At 58.9% G+C, this 14,934-nt stretch carries 16 protein-coding genes; 3 read left to right on the forward strand and 13 right to left on the reverse strand.

Features of this window, described 5'->3' with window-relative positions:
• Nucleotides 1-113: 113 nt before the first annotated feature.
• Together HMPREF0908_RS10855 and HMPREF0908_RS06870 are read left to right on the forward strand one after the other, a co-directional pair.
• Nucleotides 114-266 (forward strand): hypothetical protein, encoded by a 153-nt coding sequence (locus tag HMPREF0908_RS10855; protein ID WP_211204794.1) that lies wholly within the window; start codon nt 114-116, stop codon nt 264-266.
• Nucleotides 267-287: 21 nt separating this feature from the next.
• Nucleotides 288-1,649: a WG repeat-containing protein gene (locus HMPREF0908_RS06870; protein WP_083787524.1), complete on the forward strand. Its 1,362-nt coding sequence runs from the start codon at nt 288-290 to the stop codon at nt 1,647-1,649.
• A gap of 118 nt (nt 1,650-1,767) precedes the next feature.
• Here HMPREF0908_RS06870 and HMPREF0908_RS06875 read toward each other — a convergent pair whose 3' ends face one another.
• The 13 genes from HMPREF0908_RS06875 to rpmH all read right to left on the reverse strand — a co-directional run bounded on the left by HMPREF0908_RS06875 (nt 1,768) and on the right by rpmH (nt 12,908).
• Entirely contained in the window at nt 1,768-2,169 is a 402-nt protein-coding gene (locus tag HMPREF0908_RS06875) for a hypothetical protein (RefSeq protein ID WP_009753484.1), read from the reverse strand.
• 226 nt (nt 2,170-2,395) lie between these two features.
• Nucleotides 2,396-2,806 (reverse strand): hypothetical protein, encoded by a 411-nt coding sequence (locus HMPREF0908_RS06880; protein WP_006690749.1) that lies wholly within the window; start codon nt 2,804-2,806, stop codon nt 2,396-2,398.
• Between the two features lie 515 nt (nt 2,807-3,321).
• Nucleotides 3,322-3,435 carry a secretion protein HlyD gene (locus HMPREF0908_RS11295; RefSeq protein WP_083773714.1) on the reverse strand — a complete coding sequence of 38 codons (114 nt, stop codon included), beginning with the start codon at nt 3,433-3,435 and terminating at the stop codon, nt 3,322-3,324.
• 103 nt (nt 3,436-3,538) lie between these two features.
• A complete protein-coding gene (locus tag HMPREF0908_RS06885; RefSeq protein ID WP_006690751.1) occupies nt 3,539-4,645 on the reverse strand; it encodes an ABC transporter permease in 1,107 nt (368 codons plus the stop codon).
• Entirely contained in the window at nt 4,642-5,571 is a 930-nt protein-coding gene (locus tag HMPREF0908_RS06890; protein WP_006690752.1) for an ABC transporter ATP-binding protein, read from the reverse strand. Before HMPREF0908_RS06890 ends, HMPREF0908_RS06885 begins: the two co-directional genes overlap by 4 nt.
• Nucleotides 5,561-6,553 carry an HlyD family secretion protein gene (locus HMPREF0908_RS06895; RefSeq protein WP_245522929.1) on the reverse strand — a complete coding sequence of 331 codons (993 nt, stop codon included), beginning with the start codon at nt 6,551-6,553 and terminating at the stop codon, nt 5,561-5,563. The genes HMPREF0908_RS06890 and HMPREF0908_RS06895 overlap by 11 nt, the downstream gene beginning before the upstream one ends.
• 194 nt (nt 6,554-6,747) lie before the next feature.
• Entirely contained in the window at nt 6,748-8,628 is a 1,881-nt protein-coding gene (gene mnmG / locus HMPREF0908_RS06900) for a tRNA uridine-5-carboxymethylaminomethyl(34) synthesis enzyme MnmG (RefSeq protein ID WP_006690754.1), read from the reverse strand.
• 54 nt (nt 8,629-8,682) lie between these two features.
• Nucleotides 8,683-10,062 (reverse strand): tRNA uridine-5-carboxymethylaminomethyl(34) synthesis GTPase MnmE, encoded by a 1,380-nt coding sequence (gene mnmE, locus HMPREF0908_RS06905; RefSeq protein WP_040572566.1) that lies wholly within the window; start codon nt 10,060-10,062, stop codon nt 8,683-8,685.
• Between the two features lie 222 nt (nt 10,063-10,284).
• Nucleotides 10,285-11,316, reverse strand: a complete 1,032-nt coding sequence (gene jag, locus HMPREF0908_RS06910; protein WP_006690756.1) for an RNA-binding cell elongation regulator Jag/EloR — start codon at nt 11,314-11,316, stop codon at nt 10,285-10,287.
• Nucleotides 11,317-11,991: a YidC/Oxa1 family membrane protein insertase gene (locus HMPREF0908_RS06915; protein WP_006690757.1), complete on the reverse strand. Its 675-nt coding sequence runs from the start codon at nt 11,989-11,991 to the stop codon at nt 11,317-11,319.
• A gap of 135 nt (nt 11,992-12,126) precedes the next feature.
• Nucleotides 12,127-12,336, reverse strand: coding sequence for a membrane protein insertion efficiency factor YidD (gene yidD, locus HMPREF0908_RS06920; RefSeq protein ID WP_006690758.1), 210 nt, complete (start codon nt 12,334-12,336; stop codon nt 12,127-12,129).
• Nucleotides 12,333-12,719, reverse strand: coding sequence for a ribonuclease P protein component (gene rnpA, locus HMPREF0908_RS06925; protein ID WP_040572567.1), 387 nt, complete (start codon nt 12,717-12,719; stop codon nt 12,333-12,335). The genes yidD and rnpA overlap by 4 nt, the downstream gene beginning before the upstream one ends.
• A 54-nt stretch (nt 12,720-12,773) precedes the next feature.
• Entirely contained in the window at nt 12,774-12,908 is a 135-nt protein-coding gene (rpmH, locus tag HMPREF0908_RS10690; protein WP_006305399.1) for a 50S ribosomal protein L34, read from the reverse strand.
• 355 nt (nt 12,909-13,263) lie between these two features.
• Between rpmH and dnaA the strand changes: the two genes are divergently transcribed.
• On the forward strand, nt 13,264-14,685 hold the full coding sequence (dnaA, locus tag HMPREF0908_RS06930) for a chromosomal replication initiator protein DnaA (protein ID WP_006690760.1): 1,422 nt from the start codon (nt 13,264-13,266) through the stop codon (nt 14,683-14,685).
• The last annotated feature ends 249 nt before the right edge of the window (nt 14,686-14,934 follow it).

Below are 14,934 nucleotides of genomic sequence, written 5' to 3' on the forward strand. Positions count from 1 at the left end.
AGGAAAAACTGGAGAAGCCCCCTGTGCCCTATGCAGGAAAGCGCGTCTTTTCCGCGAAATAGAACAGAATAGGAAACTATCGCACCATGACAAAGGAGAACGAAATGACACGGATGAACATGACACGCCTGTGCACCGCCATCGCCGCGCTCAGCACCGCCCTCCTCCTCAGCACGGGCATTGGACAGGCGGCAGAAAATCAGCAGGAGGAGCTGTCCTCCGCCGTCATCATGACGGACACCGCACGTACCGTATTCCAAGTATAGAAAAACAGAAAATGGGGTTCCATCACTGCCGATGGAACGGAGGTCGTCCCCCTTGTGTATGACAGCATCGTCCCCTATGCAGAGGGTTATCTCATCGTCCAGAAGAACGGCGGACTGGGCATCATCCGTACGGATGGAACGCAGATCGTCCCCGCGGCCTACGTGAATATCAAACCACTCATGGATGGCATCATCGTCGTACGCGACGCGAAGGGCAAGGTCGGTGCATACGACCTCAGCGGAGAACTGCTGCTGCCGGCCGCATACACGTCAATCCAGCCGATGGGCCACGGTATTCTCTGCATCAGTGAAGAGTATGGTCAATACCATCTCTGCCGCCGCGACGGGAGCCACCTGACGGATGAGATGTTCTACAGCGTTGAGCCATTCTCCGAGGGGCGTGCCGCTGTCATCCGAAAGAAGGGGGAGCCGTACGGCTACATCGACGAGACGGGCAATATGGTCATTCCCCCTTCGTATGATCGCGCAGAGCCGTTCCACGAGGATCGTGCCGCTGTCAATATCGACAAGAAATGGGGCTTTATCGACAGGAATGGTACGATGGTGATCGCGCCGCAGTTTCGCAAACTGGGCCATCCGAAAGAATTTCATGAGGGGTATGCCTTGGTCATGAAAGGAAAAAAGATCACCTTCATCGACAAGGCAGGAAAGATGCCGTTCAAAATGCAGTGGTCCAGCGCCCGCTCCTTCTATGACGGGCTTGCCGCAGTTTTCCATTCCCGTGATAAAAGTACACTGGCCAATTTGGGTTTGGCAATGAATAGCTATCTCTCTCTTGCCGCAGGAGCGCCGCTCTATGAAGATGACGGCAGTATCATCGACGATGGGGCTCGACGCGGGTATATCAATACCTCCGGCACGGAGGTTATCCCATCCACGAACGACTATACCACCATGTTCAAGGACGGCATCGCCCTCGTCAAGGTGCATGGACAATGGGGTGCCGTTGATCGAAGTGGTACCTATATCGTCCATCCACAATACAGCAAGATGCACTATTTCTGCGATGATCTGGCCGCTGTGTGCGACGGCAGGAAGTGGGGCTACGTCGGCAGGGACGGCATCATGCTCATCCCTCCTGCCTACGATGAAGCAGACGATTTCCATGAGGGGCTCACGCGCGTCCGTGCGGCGGACGATGTCCTCATCATTGACAAGACCGGACAGATTGCCTTTCATCTCCCTGCAGGGCTGGAGTTCCCGTGGCATTTCTCCGCCGGGATTGCACCGATCATAAAGGATGGCAAGTGGGGATTCATTGATCGGAGCGGCAGCATTGTCGTCTCTCCACAGTATAGTGAGGTAATGCGATACGACGTGTTGTGGATGATGATGGGATCGTTAATGCAATACAGTGGATAAAAGGCACGTCAGAGATGCAGATATCTTGCGCTGATCTGACTGATCCGTGCCCCTCCATACACAAAACGACCTCTCACACATTCCACTGGGTGAGAGGTCGTTTTGGCAATGTTATATGTTATAACGTATTGCTGATGTGTTCCGTGCGTTCGGCCGCCCCCTGCGGTGTCAACGATGCGAGCATTGCAGCGGCGGACTGTGCTGCACCGGGCAGATAGGTCGCCTGCTCCGCGATGAGCGCCTTGCTCGGGGTGAGACGATTGCCGTGTGTCGTCGTCTCGGAGATGAGACGCGCTCCCTTGTAGGCGCGGGTAACAACGGACCCATCCGCGAGCACACGCGTGACAATCGTATCCGGCTCGCTGTTCTCGGGGTTTTGGAGTTCCGCTTCTGCCGCGTCGCGTTCTTCCTGCAGGATACGCGCAAAAGTGTCGCCCGTATCCTCGCCGAGATGCGTGGTGCGGCGCACAGGAGTCGGTGCTGCAATACCTCGCCCGACATATATTTTATCGAATTTCATATTCTTCCCTCCTTTCGCGCTCCCTGCGAGATAGTAACCTCCTATCACTGTTATCGGAATGACGCAGATATTCTTAAGTAGATTCAGAAACTTTAGTTAAATTCTAAGGAATTGTCACGTCCATGTAACAAAACGCGTATTGTTTCACAGATGGAAAACAGAGAAGTGGGGCGGGAGAGACACAGCGACCTCCCGTCCGCATAGGATAGGAGGTCAGCTGCATGGATCAGTCGGATGATACCGCAGTGCCAATGAGTGCTGCGATGCCCTGTGCGCCCTGCGCTGCGTGCGAGTCAAGCAGGGGGTTCTGCGCCGCATCCTCGTCAAGCTTCAGCTGCTCGACACGCTCGGAGATGAGTGCCTTGCCCGCCTCGGGGTTCGTCCCGGGCGTCGTCGTCTCAGAGATCAGCGTCGTTCCCTTATAGATCTGTGTGATGACTGAGCCGTCCGCGAGCACGCGCGTGACGACGGTATCGCCCTCAAGGTCCTCACGTCCATAGCTGTTGACGGGCTTTGCCTCGCGCATGTTCTGCAGCATCCGTGCAAATGCATCGGAGGTGTCCTCCTTCGCACGGGTGCGCCGCGCAGATGATGCGGGCACTGCTCCGCCGCTGCCATAGATTTTCTCAAGTTCCATTTCAATCCCTCCCTTCTTGCTTCCTGTGCTGTACAATTGTCCTTACCATTTCTATCGGAAAAAAATTCCCTTTCTTAACAAATCTCCTTGAATCCCCGTATGCTGTCCGATGGTATAGAATCGTGCAAAAAAGGAGCCGATGAAATGGGCGAACGGCTTTCCTTTGCCTCAAGCTATATGGAGGGAACGCACGCGGGATGTGGAGCGGCTGACTGCGGTGTTATAAAGAAAAAATCCGCTTGCATCGGAGCAGGCGGGCTGTTATAGTAAGCATAGAAAGAACCGTCCTTGACGGCATCTTTCCAAGGTTGCTTAATATTCTTTCGAATAACCGCTCACTCGGTCAAAAGCTGGGCGGTTACTTTTTTTATCGCTAAAATATAGCCTGTGGCAGCGACCAACAAGAGAATCGCACCGATTTCAGACATATCCGCTCACCCCCTTTCGGGGGAAAGACACCGCCGCGGGATTGCTCCCGCCCAGGACGTTTCAATGATATGACAGCACAGTCGAATCTAAGGGAACACTGATAAATTCAGCACCGCCATCTTAGCACATCTTTTTTGTCCGCTTTTCGTTAGCAAATCCTCCACATAGCTTTGGCTATGCGTCCGGTTTGCTGCCTCAATCGGACGAAAAAATCTGCGCCAATCTGACGGACTTCATTTTATCAGTGTTTCCCTAAAGCACAAACATATTTTCGCCCTTGGATCCATCGCGTCCAAGGGCGTTTTATATGACCGACCGCTTGAATTTCCGCACGGCGGTGCCGAAGAAGACGAGGATAAAGAGGGCGAGAAAGGCGGTCTGCTGATAGAGCGCCGTGAGGCCGCCGCCCTTGAGGAAGATCATGCGCAGGATCTCGATGTAGTGCGTCATGGGGATGGCAAGGCTGAGGTATTGAAAGAATGTGGGCATCGCCTCGCGCGGGAACATGAAGCCCGAGAGGAGGATGCCCGGCAGGAGGGTCGCAATGCTCATGAGGCCTGCCTGCAGCTGGTTCTGCGCGAGCGATGCGATCATGAGCCCCATCGTGAGCGAGGCGAGCAGGAAGAGGGTCGTGAGCGCATAGAGGAGCAGGATGCTCCCGCGCAGGGGCACGCCGAAGACCGCAAGGGCGATGAGGACGCAGATCGTCGTCTGAATGTAGCCGAGGATGATGTAGGGCAGGATCTTGCCGATGAGCAGTTCCCATATATGCAGCGGCGTTACGAGGAGCTGCTCAAGCGTGCCCGCCTCGCGTTCGCGCACGATGGACATGGAGACCATGAGCACCATGGTGATCGAGAGGATGATGCCCATGAGTGCGGGCAGCATGTAGTAGGCGGTGACGGCATCGGGGTTGTACCATGCGCGGATGCGCACGTCGTAGGCAGGCGCAGCCACGGGCGCCCCGCGCACAGCGACGGGCTGTACCCGCATGCCAAGCCCCGTCAGGGCGGCGATGGCAGAGGTCGAGGCGATGGAGTCCGAGGCGTCGACAATCGCCTGAATCGGCACGGTGTGCCCCGCGTTTGCCTCCCGTACAAGATCGGGCGGAAAGACAATGCCGATCTTTGCATCGCCGCGCTCGATCCGCTCGTTCAGCTCATCGTAGCTCCACGCGATATAGCGCAGGTCGAAATAGCCGCTTGCCGTCATTGCCGCGAGGAAATTGCGGCTCTCCTCGCTCCGCGACTGATCGAATACGACCGTGGACTGGTGCCGCACGTCCGTACGGATGGCAAAGCCGAACACAACGAGGTAGATGACGGGCAGGAGGAAAGTCACGCCGATCGTGATCGGGTCGCGCCGCATCTGAATGAGCTCCTTCGCGAGCAGTGCAAGAATGCGCGTCATCCCTGTGCCTCCCTCTGCCGCCGGTCGTAGTAGATAAAGACGTCCTCCATCGTGAGCTCCCACGGTGCCGCGTGCAGCTGCTCCGGCAGCACAGTCTCCCGCGGAACGAGTGCACGCACCTGCCGTCCGAATACATAGACCTCATCGCAGGGCACACCCGCCGCCCGCAGCGCCGCCGCCCCCTCCTCCGCACTGTCCTGCGGCAGGATGTAGAGCCGCGCGGGCAGCTCCTCCTTGAGCGCAGACGGGGAACCGGAGGCGATCTTCTTCCCGCGCTGCAGGAAGGCAATCTCATCGCAGTGCTCCGCCTCATCCATAAAATGCGTCGTGACAAAGATCGTCGTCCGCTCCGTGCCCGCCATCTCCGAGAGCAGGTTCCAAAAGAGCCGCCGCGAGGTCGGGTCAACGGCGGAGGTCGGCTCGTCGAGCACGAGGAGCGCGGGATGGTGGAGAATCGCGCAGCCTAGCGCGAGGCGCTGCTTCTGCCCGCCCGAGAGGCCGCCCGCGAGCACGTCGGCGCGGTCCGTGAGCTGCATCCGTGCGATCACCTCCGCGACGCGCGTGCGCCGCTCCTCCCGCGGCAGACCATAGAGCCCGCCGTAGAACATCATGTTTTCACGAACGGTCATATTCGCATAGAGGCTGAACCGCTGCGACATGTAGCCGAGCGCCTGCCGCGCGCGCTCCGGATGCACGGCGGTATTGCAGCCGAGCACGAATGCCGTGCCGCTCGTCGGCGGGAGGAGCCCGCAGATCATGCGGATGGCCGTGGACTTCCCCGATCCGTTCGAGCCGATGAAGCCGTAGATCGCCCCGCGCGGCACGGAGAGATTCAGCCGGTCCACCGCAGTGTAGCTGCCGAATACGCGCGTGAGGTCGTGCGTCTCGATCACGGGCGCATCGTCCGCGCGCGGCTCACGTTCCATTCCGGGGCTCCAAGTCCACATCCGCGGGCATGCCGGGCTTTAGAATGCCCGCGGCATTATTCACCGCGACCTTTACGCCAAAGACGAGGTTCGCGCGCTCGTTCTTCGTGATGCTCTGGCGCAGGGTAAACTCCGCCGCATCGCTGATCTCCTTGATCGTGCCGTCCAAAGGCTCCGTCTGTCCGTCGATGTAGACCTTCGCCGGATCCCCGATGCGCAGATCGCCGAGCACGTCGGTCGGCACATAGACCTTGACCCAAACGTCCTGCGGGTCGATGAGCGTTGCAATCGGCGTGCCCGCACGGACAAACTCGCCCCGTTCATAGTTCTTTGACAGGACGATGCCGTCCTTCGGCACGCGGACCGTGAGATCGCTGACTGCAGAGGCGTCGATTTCGAGGATTGCCTGCTGGCGCCGCACATCCTCCTCCGCCATGCGGATATCCTCGGGACGGCTGCCGCTCTCCGTGAGCGCCTGTTCCTGCTGTGCCGCGCGCAGGTTCGCATTCGCCGCGTCGCGCGCCTCGCGCAGCCCATCAAATGCCTGTTGGGAGATTGCTCCGCCTGCAATGAGCTCCGCGCCGCGCGCATAGTCGGCATCTGCTTTCTCTGCGGCTGCGCGTGCGGCATTCGTCCGCTCCGCCGCCGCACGAATCTCCTCCGCACGGTTGCCGCTCTGCGTCCGCTGGAGGCTCGTCTCGGCATGAGCGAGCGCCGCCTCATCGCGCAGAACTGCGGCGTCCAGATCACGCCGGCCGATGCGTGCCGCTGGATCGCCGGCACGCACCGTCATCCCCTCCTGCAGAAAGAGCTCCTCGATGCAGCCGCTCTCCTTCGTGCTGACCTCCACCCGCGTCGCCTCGACCGTCCCCGTGAGGAGCTGCGCGCGCAGCTCCTGCGCCGCGTATTCGCGATGAGCAAATACAGCGAGCAGGATAAGCGCGAGAAGGAGCAGAACGATCCGTGCCATCTTCATCTTCATGCAGCGCTCTCCTTTCCGCAAAATCATATAATCTTATACAGTATATCATTGGCGTGCGCTCAGAGGAATTGATATGCGATTAAAATGGTCTGGTGCTCCTCAGGGTCTTCAAATTTTTCTCCTGCGATTCGAACAAACATAGTTTCACTCAAAAAGAGCCTATCCGCAGACAGGCTCTTTCTTTTTATCTGAAATTACGATGTACGCCGCGCCCTCTCGAGGTATACGAGCAGGACGGAGATGTCGGCCGGCGAGACGCCGCTGATGCGCGACGCCTGTCCGATGCAGCGCGGGCGGACGGCGGAGAGTTTCTCTGCCGCCTCGAGGCGCAGGCTGCCGATTGCCGCGTAGTCTGTATCGGCGGGGATGCGGCGTGCCTCAAGCCGCTCCATGCGCGCGATCTGCTCCTCCTGTTTCCGTATGTAGCCGTCGTAGCGCGCCATGATCTCGACCTCCTCGCGCACGTCGTCGGCAAGCGGCGGGAGGTCAAAGACGGCGGCGAGTACACGGTAGTCGCCCTCGCGTGCAAGCAGGGCAAAGAGGGTCATGGGTGTCCGCAGCGGAGAGATGCCCGCGCCTGCGAGCAGCGCCTCTGTCTCGGCGCTCGGGCTGAGCCGCCGCTCCCGCAGGAGACGGAGCGCCGCATCGATCGCGCCGCGCTTTGCCGTAAAACGCGCCCAGCGCGCATCCGAGACGAGTCCGATGCGGCGTCCGATGGGCGTCAGCCGCAGGTCGGCGTTGTCCTGCCGCAGGACGAGACGGTACTCGGCGCGGCTCGTCATCATGCGGTACGGCTCCTCTGTTCCCTTCGTCACGAGGTCGTCGATGAGAACGCCGATGTAGCCGTCGCTGCGCCGCAGGATGAGCGGCTCCTCTCCCATGCAGGCACGTGCGGCGTTGATGCCCGCAACGAGGCCCTGTGCCGCCGCCTCCTCGTAGCCGCTCGTCCCGTTCGCCTGTCCCGCAGAGTAAAGCCCTGCGATCTCTTTGACCGCGAGGCTCGCCTCCAGCTGCAGCGGGTCGAGGCAGTCGTACTCGATGGCATAGCCGGGGCGCATCATGCGTGCATGGTGCATTCCCGGAATGGTGCGGAGAAACTCCTCCTGCACATCTGTCGGCAGACTGGTAGACATACCCTGTACATATATTTCATTGGTATGCAGTCCCTCCGGCTCAAGAAAGAGCTGATGCCGCTCCTTGTCGGGGAAACGCGCGATCTTCGTCTCGATCGAGGGGCAGTAGCGCGGACCGATGCCCTCGATCACCCCGTTTGCCATCGGCGCACGGTGCAGATTTGCACGGATGACGGCATGGGTCGCCTCGTTCGTGTAGGTAAGGTAGCAGGGGGTCTGCGCGTCGGGCATCGCATCCGTCAGGAAGGAGAAGGCAGGTGCATCAGGGTCGCCCGCCTGCAGTGCCGTTTCCGCGAGGTCGAGTGTGCGGCGGTCAACGCGCGCGGGCGTGCCTGTCTTGAACCGCATGAGGCGAAGCCCTGCCGCGCGAAGGGACTCCGAGAATGCCATGGCAGGACGCTGGCCGTTCGGCCCGCCGTCATAGATCGTCTCGCCGAGGATGATGCGCCCGCGCAGATAGGTCCCCGTCGCGAGGATGACGGCGTGTGCCGTCAGGCGTTCCCCCGTCTCGCAGACAACGCCGGTCACACGCTTTTCTCCCGTGCGCTCCTCCGTGATGAGCTCCGTTACGAGCAGCTGGCGCACGTCGAGGTTTTCCGTGTTCTCGAGCGTCTCCTTCATGATGCGCTGATAGAGGAACTTGTCTGCCTGCATGCGCAGGGCATGGACGGCAGGTCCCTTGCCCGTGTTCAGCAGGCGCCGCTGGATGCTCGCCCGATCTGCCGCGATGCCCATCTCACCGCCGAGCGCGTCGATCTCGCGGACGAGGTGGCTCTTGCCGGGGCCGCCGACGGATGGATTGCACGGCATCATGGCGATGTTGTCCAGCGACAGTGTTACAATGAGTGTACGCTGTCCCATGCGTGCCGCGGCAAGTGCCGCCTCGACGCCCGCATGGCCTGCGCCAATGACGATGATGTCGTAGTTTGTACTGCTGTTCACGTATATATTTTCCCCTATTTTTATAACATAAATCTGATTTTATTTGTGTTATGTTTACTTCCCAATGCAGAACTCGCTGAAGATGCGGTCGATCAGGTCGGTATCGACGGTCTCGCCGAGGATCTCGCCGAGCGCGTCGTAGGCGGCGCGCAGGTCGATGGAGACGAAGTCCGTCCCAAGGTCTGCGGCGAGGGTCTCTGCCGCCGCCGCGAGATGCGCCTCTGCGCGGCGCAGTGCCTCGATTTCGCGCTCCTTGTTTGGGAGCGCCCCATCGCTGAGGTCGCCCTCCCGCTGAACGATGTGCGCGGCGATCTCCTCCCGCAGGGCATCAAGCCCCGTGCCCTCCTGCGCCGAGATGCGGAGGACGGGCGCAGCGACGGCGGCAAAGTCCTCCGCACTCAGTACGGAGGGGCGATCCTCCTTGCTGCAGAGGATGATAATGTCTGCCGCTGCCGCCGAAAGGCGCGCAAGGAGCGCGTGATCCTCCGCGGTCAGCGGCTCTGACGCGTCAAAGACGGCAAGGATCAGCTCTGCATCCGTGAGATGCTGCTCGGTGCGTGCGACGCCGATCTGCTCGACGGCGTCCTCTGCCGCGCGCAGTCCTGCCGTATCGAGAAGCCGCAGGGGGATACCCGCCACGCTGATCTCCTCCTCGATGATGTCGCGCGTCGTGCCCGGCACGTCGGTGACAATGGCGCGTTCCATGCCGAGGAGGGCGTTGAGGAGGCTCGATTTGCCGACGTTCGGGCGGCCGACGATGACGGTCTTGACCCCGTCGCGCAGGATGCGCCCCGTATCCGCACCCGCGAGCAGGCGGCGGACGGCGGCAGAGGCGGCGTCGATCTCCGCCGCAAGGTGTTCGGCGGAGGCCGCGGGAATGTCGTCCTCAGGGAAGTCGATCCCTGCCTCGATGTGCGCGACGGCACCGAGGATCTGCGTGCGGATGTCCGTCACTGCATGGGAGAATGCACCTGCGAGCCGCTCCCGTGCGGCATGCGCGGCGCGTGTGCTCTTTGCCGCGATCAGCTCCATGACGCTCTCGGCGCGCGCGAGGTCAAGCCGCCCATGGAGAAAGGCGCGCTTCGTGAACTCTCCCGCCTCTGCGGGACGCGCGCCCGCCTCCCATGTCCTGAGGAGCACCTCGCGCAGGACGACCGCGCCGCCGTGACACTGCAGCTCTGCCGTATCCTCGCCCGTATAGGAGTGCGGCGCACGCATATAGAGGAGGATGCACTCGTCGATCACCGTGCCGTCCGCCGCGACGATGTGTCCATAGCGCGCCGTATAGGGTGCCATGTCACCGAGCGTGCCGCCCGCCGCAGGCCGAAAGACGCGGCGCGCAACGCCGAGCGCATCCTCTCCGCTCACGCGGATGATGCCGATGCCGCCCGCGCCGTGCGGGGTCGCGATCTGGCTGATGGTGTCCTCGGTCATGACACGCGCCCTTTCTATCATTATTTGATGAACTGTGCAAAAAAAGGCTGCTGCACGAAGGTGCCCCTCCGTATAACAACCCTATAAGTATCTGCATCAAAATATCAAGACTGCATACTCCACGCAAACACCTTGTTGCACAAGCGTGCGTGCGCTTGCACGCTTATGATCAGCAATTCCCTAGGAGTATTGCCGTCCCTATTTCTCAGTGGAGCTAGGCAGTCACTGTTCGTACGGCTCATAGCCGTCCTCGCTGCGTCCGTAGCGGCGGCGCTTCGGGACGATAACGACGTAGCGGCGCGGATTCTCGCCCGCGCTGTAGGTCGTGACACGGCGATTGTCCTGCAGCGCCATATGAATGATCTTGCGCTCGTGGCGGCTCATCGGCTCGAGATGAATCTCCTCGCCGATGCGGCACGCCTTGTCCGCGAGATGTCCGGCAAGACGCGTGAGTGTCTCCTCACGACGTGAACGGTAGTCCTCCACATCGAGGATAACGCGTGCAAAACCGCTCTCAGGAATCTTGTTGACAACAAGATTCGTAAGATACTGCAGGGCATCGAGCGTCGCACCGTGCTTCCCGATGAGGATGCCCAGGTTCTCCCCGTGCATATTGAAGACTGTCCCCGTAGGCGTATCGGTGCGGTGCAGTGTAACGGAGAGCCCCATCGCGGCAAAGATCTTGCCGAGGAACCCCTCGGCCGCCGCTGCCATCTCATCCGTCAACGGAAGGAGTGATGCATCGCTGCGCTCGCGGCGCGGACGCGGAGCATAGCTGCTCCCGCGCTCTCCCTCACAGCGGCAGCGTTCCTCACCATAGCCGCTGCGCCCCATCTCACCGCGTGCGGGACAGGCATCCCGACGGAGGGCACGGTCACGCCGCTCCGCATCGCTGCGGCGCGAAGCATCTGTGCCCGCACTGCGGCGTGCAGAAGAACGCAGATCCGTATGAAATCGCTTGGAACGCGGGTCAAATCCGTCGTCTGCCGGGCGCACGGGCGCGTTCTCCTCGCGCGGTGAAGCGGTAACGGTCGGTGCCGGCGGATTCTGAATCTCGGTGTGCTGTGGGCGGATGATGGGGCGCGTCGTAACACGGATACGTGCATCACGTTTCCCCCAGAGTCCGAGGAAACCGCTCGACGGCTCCTGCACAATCTCATAGGTGACCTCCTCGCGGCCGCAGCCGAGCTTGTCGAGAGCCGCTGCAAGGGCATCCTCGACTGTCCTTCCTGTGGTCTCAATGATCTCCGCCATTCAGATCGCCTCCTTTGCCGCGGGTCCCTCGCTGCGGTACATCCACCACTGCTGGATGATCTGTACAACATTCATTGTGACCCAGTAGAGGACAAGCCCCGATGGGAAGGTAAGGCTGATCCAGCCGATAAATAGCGGCATGACGGTCATCATGATCTTCATCTGACCCGTCATCTCACTGGAGGTCATTTTCTGCTGGAGAAAGGTGGTCGCCGCCGAGAGGACGGGCAGGATATAGTAGGGATCCGGCTCGCTCATGCTCGGCAGCCAGAAGAACGCCGCTGCCTCTGCACTCGGAAAGGTGAAATTGAAGAGGGCATAGTACATGCCCATGAGGATCGGCATCTGCACGAGGAGCGGCAGACAGCCGGCGAGCGGGTTGACCCCTGCCTCGCGGAAAAGCTCGCCTGTCTTCTGCTGGAGCATCTGCGGATCGCTCTTGTACTTTTCCTGGATTTTTTTCATCTTTGGCTGGATTTCCTGCATCGCCTTCATGGATTTCACCTGCTTGACGGTGAGGGGATAGGTCACGAGCTTGATGAGGATGGTCAGAAGGATGATGGGAAAGCCGTAGCTCTCAAGTCCTGCGGCACTGGTAACGCTGTAAAACGCACCAAGGATCACCTGCAGGATGTGGATGATGGGCGCAAACAGATTGCTGAAAAATTCGATCAAGGGTAGTTCCTCCTACAATTGGGACGTCTGATAAAGCCAAAGTTCGTTGTATTTTGGATACGGCCGTATCTATTAAGAAAGATGCTGCTTCAAACGCAGCAAAAAGCATGACCTCCAGAAATGACAATCATTTCGTTATGGTACGGGATCATAACCGCCCTTATGGAAGGGATGACAGCGCAGAATGCGCCGCAGCGCCATCCGTCCGCCGCGCCACGCACCGTAGCGCGTGACCGCCTCCAAAGCGTACGCCGAGCAGGTTGGATAGTAACGGCAGTGCGGCAGAAAAAGCGGCGAAATCGCCGCACGATAAAAGCGAATGAGGAGGAGCAGCAGATGCTTCATCGATGCTTCCCCCTATTCTGCTCCCCGCCGGCGAAGATCCCCGCGCGGCGGGCGAGACGGCGCAGATCCTCGGCGGCATCCTGCATCTTGCCGTCGGCGAGACCCGCGCGCCCGATGAGAAGAATTCCGATATCACTGCGCAGCTCGTGCTGCAGACCGCGATACGCTTCACGCAGGAGACGCTTCGTGCGATTGCGCACAGCGGCACAGCCGAGTTTTTTCCCGGCGGCAAAGCCAACTTTCCCCGCAACGCGCGGATCGCGCAGGACATAGAGAATCATATGCCGTCCCGCGGCAGAATGCCCCTTTTGGTAGACACACTGGAAGTCACTGCGCCGCTTGATCATCTTGCTGCGCGGCAGTGTATATTTTTTCTGTTTCATATTCGTTAAAAAAGAGGTCACCTGCGGTGACCCCCTGCTCAAAGTCCAGCGAAATTACGCCGAAAGTTTCTTTCTTCCGCGCTGACGCCTTCTCTTGAGTACGAGGCGACCGCCTTTCGTCTTCATGCGCTCACGGAATCCATGTGTCTTCTTTCTCCAATGATTGTTGGGCTGGAATGTTCTCTTCACCTCTCGTCACCTCCTTTTCTGTCTCAAATGCACGGCACCGCATGCCGCACAGGAATTTTTCTGTGTATGACTCAGCGCACATTATAGACGAAAAAAAGCCCTGATGTCAAGGCACGACGCGGCAATTTTACCGTTTTTTCCATTGGTAAGACTAAAGCACCTGTTGATAAGCTCACGTTTTTTTGCTAAAATATCCACGGTTCATTGTGGAAAACCTGTGAAAAAAACTGTGCATTGCATTTCATCGGCACGTATTATCGTGCCGTTCGCATCACTGGAGTTATCCACAAGTGTGGGTAAGTCTGTGGATAAGAATTATTGTTGACAAAAAAATTTTGTGAAGGAACAGAATCGCATGTCCGAAGAAAAGAATCTCACCTCCCTGTGGCAAAAAGTATTAAAAGAAACTGACGGTATTCTGCCCAAAGAAGCCATCAAACAGTGGATTCTGCGCATTGTTCCCATCTCGCTGGAAAACAACGAGCTGGTGCTTGCCGTCGCAGACGAATTTACAAAACAATACATCGAGCCGCGCTATCTCGTTCTTCTGGGCGATGCCGTACACCAGGCACTCGGTGCCAAATACAAGATCACCCTCATTGTCGCTCCTGTCGCCAGTGAAGAAAAGGACAACGCCGAAATCGAGCCGGCTGCCCCCGCATCCCTCAAAGAACCGGCGGAAGAGGCTGCCCCCGCGCAGGGCAGTCTTCCGCTCACGCCGCCCGAAACACACGCGGCAGCACCGGACGACACGACGACACTGAACCCGAAATACACCTTTGAGGCGTTCGTCACAGGCCGCTCGAACCAGTTCCCCTACGCGATGGCAAAGGCAGTCGCCGATGCGCCGGGACTGCCCTCGCACAATCCGCTCTTTATTTACGGCGGTGTGGGACTTGGCAAGACCCATCTCATGCATGCGGTCGGACACAAGATCCTTGCCGATGACCCCAAAAAACGCGTTCTCTACATCGCAAGCACAGACTTTACAAACGAATTCATCCGCTCCATCCGCGAGAAAAACATGGATGCATTCCGGGAGAAATACTACAGCATTGACGTGCTGCTGATCGACGATATTCAGTTCTTTGCGGGACAGGAGCAGACGCAGACGGAGTTCTTCCAGACATTCAACAAGCTGCGTGACAACGGCAGCCAGATCATCCTGACCTCGGATCGTCAGCCGCAGGATGTCAAGGGGCTCGAGGATCGTCTGATCTCACGCTTTGCGGGCGGTGCGCCCGTGGACATCCAGCCGCCCGAGTTCGAAACGCGCGTTGCGATCCTTCAAAAAAAAGCACAAAGCGAAGACGTCGACATTCCTGCCGATGTGGTCACCTATATTGCCAGCCGCGTGGACAGCAACATCCGCGAGCTCGAAGGGGCACTCACGCGTCTCATCAAATATGCCTCAACGATGCGGATGCCGATCGACGAGACGACCTGCGTCGCCGCGCTCGGCAACTATCTGCGCGGAGAAAAGGGACGCCGCATCACGATGGAGATGATCGAGCGCATCGTCTGCACGCATTTCAAAGTGACGAGCGAGGACATCCGCTCCACCAAGCGCAGCAACGACATTGCTTATCCGCGCCAGATCGCCATGTACCTATGCCATGAGCTGACGGACGTCTCATGGCCGACCATCGGCGGTTTCTTCAACAAGGATCACTCGACGATCATCCACGCACATAAAAAGATACAGAAACTCATCGAGTCCAATCCTGCCACCGATACCCTCATCAAATCACTCAGCACGCAAATCCGCGGAATCTAGACCGTGACAGAAACATGTGGAAAACTCTGTGCAGAGACCGATGCAATTCCTGTGTATGAACTGTGGACAATGAAAACATACAGCGGAAAATGTGCATCGTGTGGATAAATCCGACACAAAATCCACGTTTTATCCACACCATCCCGACCGCAGCCACAGGAAAAAATCCTGTTATCCACATATCCACAGTCCCTACTACTATTACTACTATCTTTATTTATATCAAGACGCAATAAAAAAACTACCCCA

This window comes from Centipeda flueggei ATCC 43531 (assembly GCF_000160695.1).
Taxonomy (GTDB): Bacteria; Bacillota; Negativicutes; order Selenomonadales; family Selenomonadaceae; genus Centipeda; species Centipeda flueggei.